9 protein-coding genes are annotated in these 17344 nt (G+C 52.0%); all 9 read right to left on the bottom strand.

Translation table 11 applies throughout. The annotated features are described in order from the left end of the window. Positions 1–124: 124 nt before the first annotated feature. The 9 genes from IX84_RS20650 to IX84_RS20610 all read right to left on the bottom strand — a co-directional run bounded on the left by IX84_RS20650 (position 125) and on the right by IX84_RS20610 (position 17146). Positions 125–1057 (bottom strand): glycoside hydrolase family 17 protein, encoded by a 933-nt coding sequence (locus IX84_RS20650; protein ID WP_044225209.1) that lies wholly within the window; start codon positions 1055–1057, stop codon positions 125–127. Between the two features lie 6 nt (positions 1058–1063). Continuing rightward, complete coding sequence (locus IX84_RS20645) at positions 1064–1951, bottom strand: glycoside hydrolase family 17 protein (RefSeq protein WP_044225207.1); 888 nt, start codon at positions 1949–1951, stop codon at positions 1064–1066. A gap of 4 nt (positions 1952–1955) precedes the next feature. After that, a complete protein-coding gene (locus IX84_RS34170; protein ID WP_044225203.1) occupies positions 1956–4355 on the bottom strand; it encodes an MFS transporter in 2400 nt (799 codons plus the stop codon). Between the two features lie 12 nt (positions 4356–4367). Beyond that, complete coding sequence (locus IX84_RS20635; protein ID WP_152605178.1) at positions 4368–5813, bottom strand: glycoside hydrolase family 30 protein; 1446 nt, start codon at positions 5811–5813, stop codon at positions 4368–4370. 72 nt (positions 5814–5885) lie between these two features. Further along, the gene (locus tag IX84_RS20630) at positions 5886–7172 is read right to left on the bottom strand and encodes a glycosyl hydrolase family 17 protein (RefSeq protein ID WP_394333439.1); all 1287 of its coding nucleotides are present in this window, start codon (positions 7170–7172) and stop codon (positions 5886–5888) included. Positions 7173–7207: 35 nt separating this feature from the next. Next, complete coding sequence (locus IX84_RS20625; protein ID WP_044225198.1) at positions 7208–10651, bottom strand: hypothetical protein; 3444 nt, start codon at positions 10649–10651, stop codon at positions 7208–7210. Positions 10652–10693: 42 nt separating this feature from the next. Continuing rightward, positions 10694–11545: a glycoside hydrolase family 16 protein gene (locus tag IX84_RS20620; protein WP_044225195.1), complete on the bottom strand. Its 852-nt coding sequence runs from the start codon at positions 11543–11545 to the stop codon at positions 10694–10696. Positions 11546–11581: 36 nt separating this feature from the next. Continuing rightward, positions 11582–13981, bottom strand: coding sequence for an Ig-like domain-containing protein (locus IX84_RS31265; RefSeq protein WP_052516245.1), 2400 nt, complete (start codon positions 13979–13981; stop codon positions 11582–11584). A gap of 24 nt (positions 13982–14005) precedes the next feature. Next, on the bottom strand, positions 14006–17146 hold the full coding sequence (locus IX84_RS20610; protein WP_044225192.1) for a glycoside hydrolase family 2 TIM barrel-domain containing protein: 3141 nt from the start codon (positions 17144–17146) through the stop codon (positions 14006–14008). Positions 17147–17344: the final 198 nt, after the last annotated feature.

The following is a 17344-nucleotide window of genomic DNA, read 5'->3' as shown; positions in this document are numbered from 1 at the left end:
GGTTTATTGCTTTCTTAAAGCCACTAATACGCAACTTTATATCGAATATATATTAAATAGCTTAATTCTCCAAAAGAAACTGAAGTGTTTTTTCTTACCGTCAAAAATAGTGTGCCGGCTTCTACTATTTTTTCACCAAGCCGGCTACCACCGATTTAGGCGACCGGTCCACCCGGAACAGCCCCCAATGCTTTTCCGGCTCATTGGGGTCTGGTGAGCCTTTCCAGGGCTCGTCGAAGGCTTCGAAGACGAAGGTGAGGATTTCTTCGGTATCCGTCCAGTCCATAAGGTCGTCGTAGTAGGTCTTTTGCAGGCCTTCATTGACGTGGCCGGGGTCGATGCCCTGACCGTTGGAACGGGTCGTCCAGCCGGCTTCGGTGATAACGACCGGCGTATCCGGGTAAAGGTCTGCAACACCGTAGTAGTTTTCTTTGGTATATTCCAGGGATTCGTGGATGTGCTTATACTCCCATACCGGATAAGTATGGATAGAGATGAAGTCGACCTCCTGAACCAGCGGGCGCAGCTTGTGCATCCAGGGTACATAGTTTTCACAAAAAGTGACGGGCTGCTGGGTAGCAGCCTTGAGGCGGCGAACAAAAGCAATAACCCGCCCCACCGGAACGTAATGGTCGGTCCAGTCCACACAAGCTTCATTCCCGGCTGAGGTGCAGCAGATGATGTCGGGGTAGGCATTGGCCCATTCGATGAGCTTGTTAATCTGCGCGTCGTTTTTGGCTTTGTTAGCCTCCAGCTGTTCCTCCGCATACACCCCGCCGCCCCAGGGGCAGCCGTAGTTGTTCATTTCGGCTTCGATGTAGGCGCCCTGCATGACTTTGAAGTCCAGCTTTTCCTGTTGGATGACCTGCAATACGGTCTCTCCATGCGGGTCGCAATCGTAAAGCCGCAGGTACTTCCAGTGCCCTTGCAATATCAGTAAGTCTTCCCGGACCTGCTCATAGGTTGGGTATTCACCACCAGGGTGTTGCCCTTCCCGAAAACCAGAGTAGCAAATCGCCCGGCCGTACGGAAAAGGCAAATGGTTGTTGTGCTCCATTAATTTTTAAAATTTCAGCTGTTCATGCTTGTCCCAAAGGCCCCAGTAGGCCCCAACATCCCCTTCTGCGCCTACCTTCCAGGATTCATCGAAAGAGGAGAAGTAGAAGACCTCGATATTGTCCTGCCGGGCCCACTGCTGAATATTGAGGAAGTAGCGCAGCGCATTGTGGTGAGCAGGCTCTGCATCATTGAGTGCGGTGCCCTGACTAGGCCAGCCGGTTTCTGTAATGATCACCTTTTTGCCCTGCCCGGCGTGCAAAGCTTGGTAGTACATTTGCTTAGCATGCATCAGGCTATAGTCAATGTGGCAACCCTCCCAGTAAGGGTAGCAGTTGGCCAGAATGACATCACAGGCAGCGGTAATCTGTGGCCGGGCGCTGAACTCATAATAAGCATCCACATAGCCTACCGGGATATCCCCGGGCAGGGCTTCCCGTACCCGCGCGATGTACTCCAGCAGTTCTCCTTCGGTCAGGTCGCCCCGGTACATCACCTCATTGCCTACAGCAGCAATATCCACGTAGCCGGCTTTTGCCTGACGGATCAGCCCCTCTATTTCCTGCTCATTCAGGTCTTTGTCATCGCCCAGCCAGGCACCGACCAGGGTTTTGATGCCCATCTCGCGGGCTACCTCAGCCACCAGTTCATTGCCCTCCACGCAGGAGAAGCTCCGCACCCATTTGATGTAGGGCGCAATGATCCCCATACGCCTTCTGATCTGCGCTTTGGTCAGAATAGCGCCCGGTTTTTGACCTTCATCGTAGGCACTGTAGCATAAGCCATGCAGGCCACTGCCCAGCACATTTTGAAAAAGCTGCCGGAAATCATCCGCGTCTTTGCCGGAATAATCGAAGCCTTTCAGACCATCCAGTCGTTCTACCCGTAGTGACATATTGTTAGTTGGTTTTTACGTTTTGTGAAGCAAACTTGGGCTGTTCGTGCTTGTCCCAAAGCCCCCAGCGGGTACCCACCTCGCCTTCGTGGACCACTTTCCAGGACTCATCGAAGGAGGAGAAGTAAAACATTTCAATACCGTTGGCTTTTGCCCAGTCCTGGGCATTGATGAAGTACTTCATAGCGTTTTCAGCAGAAGGCTGTGCCGCTTCCACGCTCTGCCCCGCACTCGGCCATCCGGTTTCGGCAACAATCACTTTTTTGCCTCTGCCGGCTTCTGCCGCCAATGTGTACATCTGCTGCAGGAACAACAACGCGTGGCTACTGTCTGCTCCTTCCCAGAATGGGTAGCAGTTGATCGGGAGAATATCACAGGCATTAACCAGTTCAGGGCGCTCCAGGAACTGATAGTAGGCATCCACATAGCCCACCGGTATGCCTTCTGGAAGCTGCGCCTTCACCCGCTCAATGTAACCAATGATTTCCTGCTCCGAAAGCTCATTGCGCAGCAGCACTTCATTACCAACAGCTGCTATATCCACCAGGCCTTCTTTGGCCAGCCTTACCAGGGCGTTGATCTCGGCTTCATTCCGTGCTTTGTCTGCGCTGATCCAGGCCCCCACCATTGTCTTCAGGCCTTTCTCATGGGCAATTCGGGGGATCAGTTCATTGCCTTCTGTACAAGAGAATGAGCGGATCCATTCGGTATGCGGCATAATGATTTCCATACGGCGCCGAATCTGTTCTTTTGACAGGATGTCACCGGCAGCCTGACCTTCCACATAAGGGCTGAAGCATAGCCCGTGCAGGTGGCTATTGAGCTTTTCCGTAAAGAGGGCGCGGATTTCACCAGTGGATTTTCCGGCAAAGTCTAATCCGACTACCCCATTGAGAAGCAAGCCCTCTTTAAGGGCCAGCAACTTGCCGGGCATATAAGCGGAGGAGCTTCCTTTCGCCATTTTTTTACGGTCAATCGCCGCACGGACTTCCAGTGCTTTTTCCTCCGTTACATCGTAATCGCGCATGACCCACATCGCAATCAGGGTTCCTGCAATAGGCAGTCCGGAGAAAAATATCCGCAGCCCGGTAATGGCCTCAGGCTGATCTGTACCCGGAATGCCTTCCTGAAATCCTACGATGGACAAAATCACCCCACTCAAACCACCGGCAATGGCAAAACCAAACTTCACCATCCACCAGTAAATGGCACCGAAAATACCTTCCCGCCGCTTGCCAGTATTCAACTCGTCCAGGTCAATCACATCCGAAGTCATGGACATCATCAGGGTGAACAGGCTACCGATACCAAAGGAAAAGAAGGGCAGCGCAAAAATAAACAGGTAAGGCTTGCCCGGCACCAAAAGGAACCACAGCATCACATACCCGATAATTGAAATACCCTGCGACAAAATAAAAGCTTGCTTCTTACCTATTTTGCGCGATAGCCAGGCCACAATCGGAATAACAATAAAGGTGGTGGAAATCGCGCCCAGGCTACCGAAAAGTGTGGGCCAGAACCCCGCATTCGCAGCATCCGCATCCCCGTTGAACAAGTGGTATACGATGATGAAGAAAGTAAAGGTAGCTACGGTATTGAACGCATTGAAAATGAAGAAGGTGGAAATACAAAGCTTCCGGAACGGCTTGATCTTCAGCGCTTCCTTAAAACCGAGAATGATCTCATTGAAACTCCCGCCAATATTTTTGAGTGTCATCGGAGAATAATCCTTCTCCAGAGTGGATTCACTTTTAATGAAGATGGCCGGCATCATGGCAACGAACATCAAAATGATGCCCACCCAAAGGGCAAGGGTTCGGGTAGCTGTTTCTGCGTCCGGGAACCACCCATCCGGGCCATTATCATACATGATGACCCAAAACCAGGGCGCAATTACCCAGGCCCACTGCCCAATCCACTGCGCAGTAGCCATAATGTTGGTGCGCTCATGGAAATCGTCACTCATCTCATACCCCATAGCTACGTAGGGCACACTGAAAATGGTCAGTCCCAGGTAGAAAACAAAAGACCAGATCATGAAGTAGGTGAAGTTGTAGTTGAGGGACACCAATTCCCCGGTTGCCGGGTCTGTTTTGTAGAGCTGCCACATGGCTACAAACGCGACCCCCATGATAATCGCACCGGCCATCACATACTGCCTGCGCCGCCCCCATTTGGATTTCGTGTTGTCCGAAATGAAGCCCATAATCGGGTCCGTGAAGGAATCAAAAATCCTGGGAAAGAAATAAATTACCCCCCACATCCAACCCGGAAAGCCCAGGTTTTGTACCAGGACCACCATGAAAATCCCCAGTACGGCCGGGAACATTTGATTGGCGAGCATGCCAAGCCCGAAGGCGACCTTCTGCCCAAAGGGCACTGTATGTTTAGCTGTAGTACTCATCGCTGGTTTTATTTATGGTTTGATGACTATGGTCTGAATCGCTTGCTTGCTGATGGATAGTTGGGCGGACTGCCCGCTCAGTTCTATGGCCAGAATTTTCTCTTGTTCGGTGGGATTGAAAACGACGACAGCGACAGATCCATCCGGGTTCCTGGCGGCTGTCACCATCATTTCATCATCCGGGTTTTCAAATCCGATGCGGGTAGCGCCGGGGCGAATAAATTTGCTAAAATGCGCCATGGTATGGTAAATGGGCGTAAAGTAGACCTCGTCTTGTTCGGGGTCAACGATAACCGGGGCCACACACCAGTTCTTGAACCAGTTGGGGCCGCCCTGCCGGTTGAGCACCATATTCCAGTCCACCCAGCCATCTACCCAGTTGTTCAGGCAGCCAATGATATCGCGGGCATAACGGTAGACCGGCACGTACTTCGGGTGCAGGTGCTTTTGGTCTTCCGGTGCCCAGTCCCAGCCCCAGTCGGTGGCTTCCTGAGACCAGTACCAGTCGTCGTTTTTCCATTTGGGCACTTCCGCATCCACGCAAGCTTCGGTCTGAATGAGGTGCTTCCCGGGTGCTTTTTTGTGAGCATACTGCAATTCCTCCGGAAAAACCTCATAGGTACTGGCGTACCAGTGAATTGCTGTACCGTCAAAATATTTGGAAGTGGCTTCATTTTGGTACATGTCATCCACCCATTCTTTGAGGTGTTCCCGGTTCTGATCGTAGCCAAGGATTTTTGCACTATGCCCGTCCGCCTCTAAGCGGGGGCCGAGGTGGTTTTGCACAAAGGCCGTCATCTCCTCCGGGCTGAAGTGCATGCTCTCCCAGTTACTATCATTGCCCAGTGGCTCGTTCTCCACCGTAAATGCCCAGATATCAATGCCCTCTGCCTGATAAGCGTCCAGGTATTTGGAGAAAAACAGCGCCCATGTATCATAGTATTGGGGCTGCAGCTTGCCCCCCATCCAGTCGTTGTTGTCTTTCATCCAGGGCGGGGCTGTCCAGGGCGAGGAGATGATTTTGAAGCCCTCTTCCGAGACAGCCATTGCATCCTTGATCATGGGGATGATGTCTTCGCGGTCTTCTTTTATGGTAAAATGCTGCAGGGCGGTATCGCCTTCCACCGGGGCATAGGAATAATGCCCCAGGGAGAAGTCGCAGGAGTTCATGTGCGTACGGGTGAGGGAGTACTTTGCGCCTTCCGTTCCGAAGTAAGCATTAATAATTTTGCTGCGGTTCCCAGCGCTGAGCTGATTGAGCAGGTAAGCGGATGCTTCGGTAAAAGAGCCGCCAAAGCCCGTGATTGTCTGATAGGTTTCCTCAGGCAGCAGCTTTACCACGATGGGATTTTCAGCCTGGGCGAAATCCGACAAGGGCGTAAGCTGATGGCCACCGGCAGAGGTTTCGTAGACTTCCACCGGTAGTGGTTCCCTGGATTGACAGGCGGCAAGCATCATCAAGACCATCAGACAGGAGGATATGTGAATAGATTTTGTCATAGGTTTTAGCTCAAAAGCTGTTTTATGGTTCTAATGGTCAGGCGCTTCTTCCATCAAAGGAGGTACCTCCACGGATTCCAGAAGTGCCGCTTCGTCCCCATCCATAGTTTTGGCTACAGGCTGGCCGCCGCGCCCTAAACCTTTAAACACCCCGGCATCCACCAGGTCCCAAAGGGCATACTTGGCTTTGCCATCGATCGTGAAGAGCCCAAAGTGGTTCTCGGAGCCGCCCGGGTTTCCAGCGTCTTTCCAGTTTTCATCAAACGCCTCAAAGTAAAAGCAGCTGATGCCATCTTCGTCGGTCCACTCCCGCATGCGCTTGTGGTAGATGGCAGACTTATACTCATCGGTCGCTTTCGAGCCGCCTGGTCCGTAGAAGCTGTTGGAAGCGGTCGCCCAGCCCGTCTCCCCAATATGGATGGGCTTTTCAATGCCCAGCCCGCTGATGTAGGCTGCAGTTTGTGCGTATTGCTGCTGCGCGTATTCCAAAGCACGCTCCATTGCGGCTTCAATCTGTTCGGCTTTGGGCAGCTCAGCTTCGGCTTCCGTTACCCCCCAAAAGTCCGGATTGTAGTGGGTGTCGTGCATAGGGTAAGTGTGCAGGGATACAAAGTCTACTGCCCGCAGCAACTGCTCCAGGTCCTCTACATGATACTCTGCACCGCCACCGCCCCAGGACGCAAAATTGTCTGAACTGGTAATCCAGAGGCTTTCGGGCAGTTCGCCATTAGCTTTCAGCCCCTTCAGGTGGTTGACCCATTTGAGGATCACCCCCGGCTGTACAAAATAGCTGGCGGCCCATTTCACCATAGCTTCGTTGCCCACCGCAATAACTTTGACGATATCAGGGTAGGCTTTCGCCATTTCCACTGCACGCCCGATTTCGGCAGCGTTGGCTTCTGCATCTTCGGCACTGTGGTCCGGATTAGCGGTAAAAGCACCTTTGCAGTTGATCCAGGCGCCCAGCATAACGTACATCTCGAAGCCAGGATCTTCGCTTTTCAGCTCGCGGATGGCGACCAGCAGATTGGAGGCTTGCGCCAGATGGGTGTTATAGGTCCTTAGTAACTTGATGCCCATAGCCTGTAGCAAAAGCATGTCCTCCTTCAGCTGAGCGACGGTAGGCTGTCCCTCCCGGCTGTTGGCACGGTAGCCTCCGTAGGAAATAGCCCGGTAAGCCGGGTCGCCAAGGATGTCAGCAGCGGTCACTTCATTTGGTTTTTCAGTTGGCGTTACCGTTGCCTTTTCTGCAGATGGGCTGCAGCCAATGGCCAGGAAAATAACCACAGCTACACCCAGCAGTATGGACAGCATCAAAGTACTCAAGGGATGGTTTTTTGATTTCCGCATAGCTATTTCAAATCTTTAGGGTTCAGCGACACGACAATCCGGGCAACCTTACCGCTTCGTTCGAACACTTCCTTACTCAAATCAGGGCTTAAAGCGGTTTCCTCTGAGGCATGAACAGTACCATCACTGCCGACCACCATAATCCCGGCTGCATCTCTCAATTGATAGAGCACCGGCACCTGACAGATGGTGAAAGCCAGCGTACCTTCGCCCAGCTCTGCCTGTTGCTCCTCTCCTGCCACATCGCGGAAGGTAAAAGTGCGTGGCCGCTGCAGGAACTCTTCCTTACGGAGCAGACAGGGGTCGAAATGCAATTGCCCCTTTTCAAAAAAGACACCCAGTTCACCAAAGCGGCTCAGGATATCTTCCTTCACCTGCCCGGTCATACCCGGCTGCTGTGCACCTTTACCCGCCGGTGTATGCGAGTACGGGTCCGTAGGAAAAGCCCCGTAGAGGTCCGGCGATTTGTGTACGCCTATGCCCTCATTAATTTCGTAGTAATGCTCCAGCAAACGGCCAACCACTTCCTGGCTTGCCCCCTCACGGATGGCCTTCAGGCAGCATTCCTGTACGGCCAGCTGCAGCTTGGAAACCATATGCCAGTAGATGGAGCCCAACCCTTCGTACCCGAAGAAGGTGCCCGACCGACCGGTGAAGGCTTTGTGGTTAAAGACTTTTTCGAAGGTCTGAAGCACAGACTTGCGCTCGGCTTCTGCCAATGCAGCGTACTGAGTATCCGCCAGGGCATCCAGCGCCACTTTTAGATCGTTGGCGTTTTTGAAATTGCCATTGAAGTGGTAAGCGCCTTTTACATCCTGATAGAGGATTTGGGCATTGCCATCCGCGACCAGCTTTTGGAGAAGTTTGGACTCGCCCACCATTTTGGCGGGAATGTTGTTTTTGGCCATAAAACGCCCAAGGTCCTTATTGGGGTACAAAATATAGCTGTACTGATCCGGTCGGAAGAGGGCACTGTTTTTCAGTGCATCCAACACCCGAAGCGCCTCCGCTGAGGACAAGGAACCGGCACTGAGCACCGCCACCTGCCCTTCGAGCATTTCATCAAGGTATTCGATGGACACGCCACCATCTTCTTCCACGGCCATGAGGTTGTAAGCATGATAAAGCCCATCCTTTCGCTCATTTGCCTTTACAGAGTGGTCCAGGTAACGTATGCTGAGGCGAACAAACGTTTTGAGGTCTTCCAGCTTCAGCTCGTGCTTTTGCCCGGAGAAACCGTGATCGTATATCTTAGCCCGGTAACGGCTCGCAGCCTGACCAAGCCCCTGTAGCACGGTCATCCGGTCTTTATCGCTGAAGGTGCCGGATAACAGTTTTTCATTCGAGTCCAGCGCTTTGGCAATCCCTTCGAAGCAGTCCAGCAACTCAGCCGATACACTGACTGACTGGGCTTCTGACTGGGCGAACAGGTCATCAAAAAACTGTAGGAAACGACGCATGTAGTAAAGCGTCACCATTGACACCCCGTTACCTACTAATGCATTATTGGCATCATTCCACTCCGGGCGCTGGGTGTTCATCCAAATGCCTCCTTCGGGAATGAAGTTGGACATTTTGGCAAGCAGGGCCGCTAACATTTTTTCAATGAAGTTCACCTGATAGATTTGCCCGCTCTGATCCGCCAGCAGTGCCCCATCGGCCCCAATCTGATCTCTTTTCTGCCGGATTGACTCATCTGCTTCATGATCAAACTCTATGGTATCCTTGGAGTCTTCCAAGATTTTCTCGAAGGGCTTGATTTTGTAGGGCACATTCGCGTAAACGAAGAGGTCTTCGCTAAAGTAGTGCTGCAGGTCGCCCGGCGACTGCTTTTCCCAGAATTCCAGCAGCTTCAGCAGGTAGATGATCTGATGGTCGCCCCAGTAACCGATGTAGGACCAGGCATCATCGGGCTCGATGGTTTCCCAGTCGAAGCCATCCTTGGTCACCCGGTAGGGATTGTAACCATCGAAGGTGGTGGCATTGAGGAATTTGTGCACCATGCTCTCCACGAAGCGCGGGTAAGAATGCGCCAGGGCTTCCCAGTTTTGGAAGATGTCCCGCCAGTTGCCCTCATAGTCCAGTATCTTCGAGCCATCTACCTCACTGCGGGTATTGATGGAGAATTTGTTCCAGGGGCGGCTGGGGTCACCGTGACGGCGGCTGAACTTCAGGGGCATGTACTCCAGGCAAAGGCGGAGTAGATGGGTATTGCCTGTAGCTTGAGCGGCCTTGCGCAGCTCGCTGAGTGGAAAGGTATCCGGCAGTTCAGAAAGCATCGGCTGAGCCGCCTTGAAGACAGTCCTGTTGGCTTTCGCCAGGTAGAGGCTCAGGTCTGCTTTCTCAATCTGGTAGTGATGATCGAAGATACCGCCACGCATGATGTTGAACAGCACGTTGGAGAAGTGGCGGGCATCCCGGAATTCATCCGCCGTCATTTGCAGCCCATCGGCCTGAGCATCCAATGCGATAAGCCGGTCCGTACCTTTGCGGATGTCCTCCTCAATCTCAGTGGCCAGGTTCGGGCTGGTCTGAATTTCATGCATAATACGGGCAATGTCCGCATGATTTTTGTTGACATCGGCCATGATCAACCACTCCTGGGTGCCTTTGGCGGGCAGCTCCATCTCCTTACTAACGAAATAGGCGCCTTTCTCCGCCCGCATATCGACTTCCTCCTGAAGCGGCTTTCCCTTCCGGAAGGCATCAAGTTGGCGGGAAGTCAGCAGGTAGGTAGGCGACTCCAGCCCACAAGACCAGGCGATATTAGCTTTGAGGGCCTCGCTGGGCTCCGCCCGGTCCACGATGATGGCGCTGAGGGCATAGATACCCAGCCCGGCATCTTTTTCCAACTCGCTCTTTTTGTAGGCATCTACGAGGTTGCTGGAGCGCATTTGCAGCTCACTGTTGACCCCGTAGGGCAGGATATTCTGAATGCCATCCAGCAGGTGGACCGAAACCGCTGCTTCGTTGTGGTTGATCAGGGCGGAGCGGCGTACAAAGCCAAAGCGGTCACTGGAGCTCCATTCATACTGGAATGTGAGGCCCAGATCGTGATTCACCTCCTCAAAGCGTACTTTATTGCCGTATACATTTTTGTAGAGGTTGCGGCTCAGCTTGTACTGCCCTTCCTGCCGAACAGAGAACGGCTCCCAAAGCACCGAATTGCCATTTTGGTCCACCCGGAACAGCGCTTTACTGCCCGTTACTTCGACCGATTCCGTGATTTTGTCATCGGTGTAGTAAGGGAACAGCGCGTATTCTGAGTTTTTCCGGCCTGCCGTCAGCCCTCCGTTGCTGGCAATAAAAAGCCAGTGATTGGAGTCGCTGACGATGCTCATGAAGAAGGGCCGCATGGCATCGCTGTTAGAAATTTTGAAGTAAGGTTCGCCATTGATGTTCACCCGTTGGATATCAACGGAAGCAGCGGTTTGGTGGTCACCCATAAAAGTTGACACTTTATTTTTAGCAAATGTTAATTGATGTCTTTAGTTAGGCCCGTTGTAGACCCGGACATAGTCCACAAGCAGGGTTTGCGGAAAAACGGTATCAGGGCCTACTGCTCCGACAAAGTTGCCGCCCACTGCAAGGTTCAGGATGATGTAAAACGGCTGGTCAAAGACCCATTCGCCATCTACATCCTCGGGGGTGATCTGATTGTACAGCACATCATCCACATAGTAATTGATGTACTCCGGACCCCACTCAATACCAAAAATATGGAAGCCTGTATCAAACCGGTCCTGAGGCAGGACGTACTCTTTGCTTACCGCATCTCCGGCGGAGTAGCCTGGGCCATGTACGCTGCCAATTAGGGTTGAGGGGTCCTGTCCGCGGTATTCCATGATATCGATTTCGCCACACTGCGGCCAGCCGACTTCATCGATATTGCTGCCCAGCATCCAGAATGCCGGCCACAGCCCCTGCCCCCAGGGCAACTGCATGCGGGCTTCGATGCGGCCGTAGCGTTGTTCCACTTTACCTTTAGTCGTAATACGAGCGGAGGTAAAAGCAGCGCCCTCAAAGCTTTCCCGGAGCGCAGTAATGTGCAGCATCCCCCCTTCGACTTTGATGTTTTCCGGGCGGTCGGTGTAGTACTGCAACTCATTGTTGCCCCAGCCTACAGGCAGGCCGTTGTTTACGCCATTTCCAAGCTCATAATTCCAGGAGGATTCGTCAACCGGGCCGTCTGTATCAAAATTGTCCTCGAAGGCCAGGTCGGTGAAGGTGACCACCGTTTGAGTTTCGCTGTTTTCACAAGCCGTGAACCAAAGCCCCAGGGCCAATGCAAAAAGGATGCTGATAGCAGGCCTGCGGGTTTTATAAATTGGTGTCTGCATTTTCATTTCTTTTTAATTGGTTAGCATTTGCAATGACTACTGCTGATAGTAATAGACATTGTCGACATAAAGAGTTCCACCGCCAGCGGGTAGTCCGGAGAAGATGAGCTGCGCCAGATTTGTTGTACTGGTCAGACCCTCAAAGTCCGAAAGTGGGATATCATAGGACACCCATTGCCCCTGAGCGAGATTGTCGAAGATTAACTCAAACTCGCTGTCGTCTCCTCCATCAAAGCCACCATCGGCACCAAAGTCCACCAGTTTGATCCGGAAGGTGGTCATGTTCGGTGTCCATACATCTACATGGAAATGCGTCATGGAAGAAGCATCAATTAGATTTCCACCGGTGGTTTCAATGCCGACAAAGTCGAGGGCCGTGTACAACTTCACATCGTTGCCCGCCACCTGAACATCTTCCAGTGTCGCGGACGACCAGTCTGTCCTCCAGGTATCCACCCCTACGTTGGTGTAGGCATTGCTAAACATGGAAATCACATTTGCGGCATCCTGGGTTGGCGTTGGTGCAGCCGTAGTCGGCTCATCTCCTCCGCCACCTGAGGATTTGTAGAAGTAGATATTATCCAGATAGATATCGCCGTTGCCATCAAACTTCATTTGAATAATATCTGCCAGGTCCACAGGTGAGAAATCACCCAGCGGAATGTCCACGCTGGCCCATCCGGATGTAGGCACGGGCAATGCACTCGCCGTTTCAGTAGGCCCGGTGCTGATCAGGAAAGCGTTCAGAGCAGAAGAATTTTCCGTCCAGTAATCAATGTGCAGGAATTCCATTTCGCTTACATCGGTGCTGCTCTCTAATTCCAGCCCCTGGAAATTCAGCCCGGTGTAGAGTAGGGTGTTGTTGCCCTCAATGCTCACCTGGGAAACCTGAGTGCCCTGCCCCCAGTCCGGGTTCAGGTTGGAATTGATATTCGTATAGGCATCGCTAAAGATGGAAATCACATCCGCAGCACCCGCTGTTGGTGCCGGAGCAGCCATGGTTGGACCAGTAGGGCCACCTGATCCTCCGTCATTATAAAAGTAGACATTATCCACGTAGATACTGGATATAGTGGCGTCAGAAACGAAGATGACCTGCGCTAAATTAGACCGGCCAGTCAGCCCTCCCAAATCCGAAAACGGCACATCAAGGCTATACCATTCCCCCTCGGTCAGACTGGAACCAGGAATTGAAATTTCGCCGGAAGAATCATCACCGGTACCGAATGTATTGTCCGGGCCAACGTCAGCAACCTGTATGTTCAGATAGTCACCTGGCTCCACCGGCTCTCTGGGCTGAATGTCGATGTGGAGATGGGTCATGGAGGAGGCATCGATCGTTGGGGCATCGTCCAGAAACTGTATGCCCACGAAATTCAGCTCTCGGTAGAAAATAATATTATCACCGGCAATATTGATATCATCTTGCCCCTGAGTGGTCTGGAAGGGAGCCCAGTAACCGTTATAATAGTCTACCGGTTCATTGGTATACGCATCCGAAAAGATGGAAATGACATCAGCGGGGTCCTGAGTAGGCGTAGGAGCGCCGTTAAACTCGCCTGTGACGGTCACGGTGGCAGAACCCGCTGCTTCCACTCCATTTAAAGTGGCGGTGATGACTGCTTCGCCCGGGCTTATGCCCAGGATATTGCCTGCAGCATCAACCGTGGCTACGCCGGGGTCAGAAGACGTGAATTCAAAGTAACTGGGTGCGACCGCAATGGTTTGGTCTCTGCCATTGCCCAAATTGACGGTTTGCTGCAGGCCGGCAACACTAGTGGATACCCCTACAAAAGTCTGAACCGCAGCTTCTGTGCCTTCAAAAATAGCGGGCCGGAGCTGGGCTACTTTCCCGGTCTTTTCGAATTTCAACTCATCTATCCAGAAGGAATAGCCTACGCCGTCTTCCGGGCCTTCCGAGTACCAAAACAAGCCATCGACCTCCGTCAGCTTGGAAGGATCGGGAATGGCGATGGTGTACTGACGCCAGTTGGTGGTCAGCTCCAGGTTAAGGAGGGTGACCTCATACTTATTTTCTGCAAAGTCTTGTCCAAAACCAATTTCATTGATGTTAGCGGCCTGACTGGCTTTCGCCCAGAACGTGAGGGCATCGAAACCGGAAAGGTCACGCCCGCCGTAGTCCGGGAATATAGCGCCGGCATAAGCTCCGTCCGGGTCCCCGACATTAGGCACGTCAAATCGCATGGCGGATTCGCCTTCGTATACGGTCTGCTCGTCTACGGAAAACGCTTCAAAGTAAGAGTCACCGAAGGGCAGGTATTCCAGGCCCGGGCTAAACCCGTCAATGTATACATCCCCGTTAGCTGGGAAAGTAGCAGGTTTTGCCTCTTCGGAGAGGTCTCTTGTGCAATTGCTAAGGACCAGCACCAGCCCAAATAAAAGTAGGATATTAAGTTTCATGACTATATTCTTCATGGCTTTATTTTTTCAAAATGGCAGTTATTTGCCAATGTTGACGTGGAGGTAAGTTCTGAATTCCCATTCGGTCCCGTTCTCAAAACCTACCGGGCTGATGGTCGGCTCTTCCGCAAACTCAGAAGCCGTCAGGTTGGGCAGGTAGCGGGGAGAGAACTCGTTGAGGCTACGCCACGTCCAGCGTACGCCCAGCTGAGTGCCCGGCAGTATGTACCAGTCTGGTTTGCCCAGCGTAGTGGATATGTCCACCATCAATTGCAGCGGATAGGTAAGGTTGAAGTCCCGGTGGTAATCGAAGGGACCCCAGTCATTGACTTTGAACTGGGAAACGAACTTGTACTTCTTGTAGATGGCCCGCAGGTCCATAGCGTAGCGTTCAAGCAGCCGGTCGCTGTCCCCGTTAGCCTGAGCTGTTCCGAACAGGATGTTGGCGATGAGCCCCAGGTCCGGATTGACTTTCGAGACCATCCGGATATTGGATTCCCAAAGGTCCTGTGCAGGTGCCGCGCCGGGAAACGCGAAGGAAGTACGATTACCCAGGAAGCCAATAGCTGCATCCATAGAAGTGGGCAGGTGGCGGTAAACGAAGCCAGCGCTCATCGCGAACTTGGCATCTTCCGAACGGTCACTGTCCCAATCGTACATCCAGGTACCTGGCGTAGGGTCGAACGTGATCAGCAGCTCTCCTGCAATGGTTTCCCGGTTACCGTCTCTGACTGCAAAGGGGTCGTCCAGGATATTCCTGAGCCGCCCTGGCCCGCTGACATCACCGGGGATAGGATCAACCAAAGGCTTCTGCCACATAAAATTAGGTGCAATCTGGAAGTTACCGATCAGGTAGGTAAAGCCCGTCAGGAAATTGTTCATATTGCCGCTGCCGCTGTCCTTGAGCCTCCAGCCGGTGAAGGTGCGGGTGGCATCAAAACCTCCATTGGCGACAAGCCCCATTACAGAGCCCTGCGCATACCAGTTGAATGCCCCTTTTGAAAACTTAACCTTGGCTTTGCCGCCCCAGTTATCAGAAGGGTTAATCTGATCCTCGAATACCTCATATCGTCCCGGTTCGCCCTGAACGATCTGAAAGCTTCGCCCGTTCAGTGGAGAACCGCCCCAGATACCACCTAGTTCGATATCCAGAGGGCCTAATTCCCGTTCTACATGAAGGGTTGCTCTTCGGGTTTTAGGCAGGGGCACGGCAATAGAAGTCACGAATTCGGGGGCATCGTCAATATCTTCGTGGAAGACCCCTGTGACTTTAAAATGCTTGATTTCACGGCCGTATTTCACCAGAACTGCCGGGTTGGCGCCCCACCACAACTGAGGGCCGAAAGCCACATTCAGCCCACTGAATTCATTTTTGCCGTCAATTTCCATACCCAGAATTTCACCATTGTAAATATCCAGGTTAGGGCCATAATTGGCTTCCGGGTAAAGCCCAAAGAAGTCGCCCTCATACTGCCAGTGATAATGGCCGGTCCGGTAAAAGGCTCTGGCATCAAAGTCCTTTCCGGTCCAGTCTACTTCAGCGTTGTACAATCTTAAATTGCCGTCACTTCTGTTCCCGGTACGGTCGCGTACGATATTTTCATAGAAAATTTCATCAATTGGGTTATCCGCGACATTGCCAACCAGGTTAAAATTGGCAGTAGCCCTAAGATTTGAAGTGGGATTAGCCTCCACACCAAAGAAGAAGGACTGCATATGGTCGAAGCCCAATTCATCCGGATAAGTCGTGAGGTTCGGGTCGTTTTGAATCGCTGCATCTGGCGCATCGGGAGTTGTGAGCAGCGTACCACCAGTATTGAAGGTCTCAAGTTCAGCCCTGAAACTGCTCAAGCTGAGTTTTTGGTTGTTGCCTAAGGCCGCCTTATCGCCCCGCGCTCTGAGCACGGCATCCATGAGCTGGATGTTGTCAAAATAAGCATAAATTGAAGCTACCGTGGTGCCTTCAGTGTAAGGATTTAGCTGATGCGCTTCCTTCAGGGCATAGTAAGCGGCTCTTGGGTAAAGCGTGTACAAACCGCGCTCGTTGGTAGGGCCTTTGGCGCAAATACCAAACCACTCTTCGTTCATGTTATTCTGGCCTTCCCGATAGTCGATGTAATATCCGCCGTTTGACCAGGAAGCGTTGTTGTCGTGCAGGTCTGCATTTTCCCGGTCATCAAATCCAAATTTCCACCAGCCATCACTAAACTGGAAGGTAAAACCACCGATAGAATTGCCTACGCCTCCGACACCCGCAGCATTCGCATATATCTCTTTCCAGTTTTCTACCATAAAATGGGCCTGCATCTTTTGGTCTTCGGCCATTTCTATGGCGTTGAAAGCATCTGCTCCGAACTCGGTGAACAGGATAGGCTTGTTCAGCTTGTCCTGCACCACCTGGAACATATCACCGAAGGACTCACCCCGGTAGGTGTTTGTTCCGTAGATGTCCACGTCTTTACACTCCTCGGCAATGATGTCGATAAAGAGCACATCACCATTACAAATGGCTACCGGGTGGGAGGAGTCGATGGCTTTCATGGCTTTGGCCGCTTCGTTCATCAACTTGTACATGGGACGTCCGCGGGATTCGCCTATAAAATCAATTCTTGCCTGATCATCGGGAAAGTCTTCCGTTTCGGCTCCCTGCCAGAAGAGGCCGTAGTTGTTTTCATTACCCAGCAGGTACAGCAGAAGCCCTGGCGTATTTTTATATTCTTCCACCAGTTGAGTGACTTCATTCATCAGGAATTCCTGCGTTCTCGGGCTATCGTAGAGCGTAACCGGCGTCCAGACACCATCCAACGTAAGCCCATACCGGCCAAAAGAGTGGTTGAGCATGGTGTAAATGCCATAATTTTCATAAATATACTGAATCCACCGGGCGGGCACGCCGGTGTACTGCCGGATCACGTTGACGTTCATATTCTTCAGGAGCGACATCTCTGCGTCCAGCCCCGCCTTAATAATGTCATCCGGTTTTTCCCAGAACCCAGCATTCACGGTATTGGTCCCGATAGGGATGTAGTCCCAGTTCATACCATTCACCATGAAGTCGGAACCATTAACGACCAGTTTCATGCCCTGATCGCTTTGCACGACTCTAACGTCGTCTGCCTGCCCGAGCAATTGGAGCGCCAGGAGCGGCATTAATAATAAGGTCAAGCATCTTTTTAACATAAACAAGGATTTAATCAGTTAGGGCAAATGGAGCTTCAGGCAGTATGCACAGTATAAAGACAACCTGAGCGCCACGCTAAAAACCAGTGCTATGTTAACCCAAAAAAATAGTATTTTAACCTCCAGCTTAAAAAACTTAACTCATCATTTCTTTCACTTTTTATAATTTTATCGCTACAAACTTACACAATAACAAAA

It is taken from the genome of Phaeodactylibacter xiamenensis (genome assembly GCF_000759025.1).
GTDB lineage: Bacteria > Bacteroidota > Bacteroidia > Chitinophagales > Saprospiraceae > Phaeodactylibacter > Phaeodactylibacter xiamenensis.
Note: the sequence above shows the minus strand (reverse complement) of the source record. Positions and strands in the feature narration are given on the sequence as shown.

Coding starts and splice junctions, on each gene's coding strand:
- IX84_RS34170 (WP_044225203.1), bottom strand. CDS start 4,355: ATGAGTACTACAGCTAAACATACAGTGCCCTTTGGGCAGAAGGTCGCC.
- IX84_RS20650 (WP_044225209.1), bottom strand. CDS start 1,057: ATGGAGCACAACAACCATTTGCCTTTTCCGTACGGCCGGGCGATTTGC.
- IX84_RS20620 (WP_044225195.1), bottom strand. CDS start 11,545: ATGCAGACACCAATTTATAAAACCCGCAGGCCTGCTATCAGCATCCTT.
- IX84_RS20645 (WP_044225207.1), bottom strand. CDS start 1,951: ATGTCACTACGGGTAGAACGACTGGATGGTCTGAAAGGCTTCGATTAT.
- IX84_RS31265 (WP_052516245.1), bottom strand. CDS start 13,981: ATGAAGAATATAGTCATGAAACTTAATATCCTACTTTTATTTGGGCTG.
- IX84_RS20625 (WP_044225198.1), bottom strand. CDS start 10,651: ATGGGTGACCACCAAACCGCTGCTTCCGTTGATATCCAACGGGTGAAC.
- IX84_RS20635 (WP_152605178.1), bottom strand. CDS start 5,813: ATGATGCTTGCCGCCTGTCAATCCAGGGAACCACTACCGGTGGAAGTC.
- IX84_RS20610 (WP_044225192.1), bottom strand. CDS start 17,146: ATGTTAAAAAGATGCTTGACCTTATTATTAATGCCGCTCCTGGCGCTC.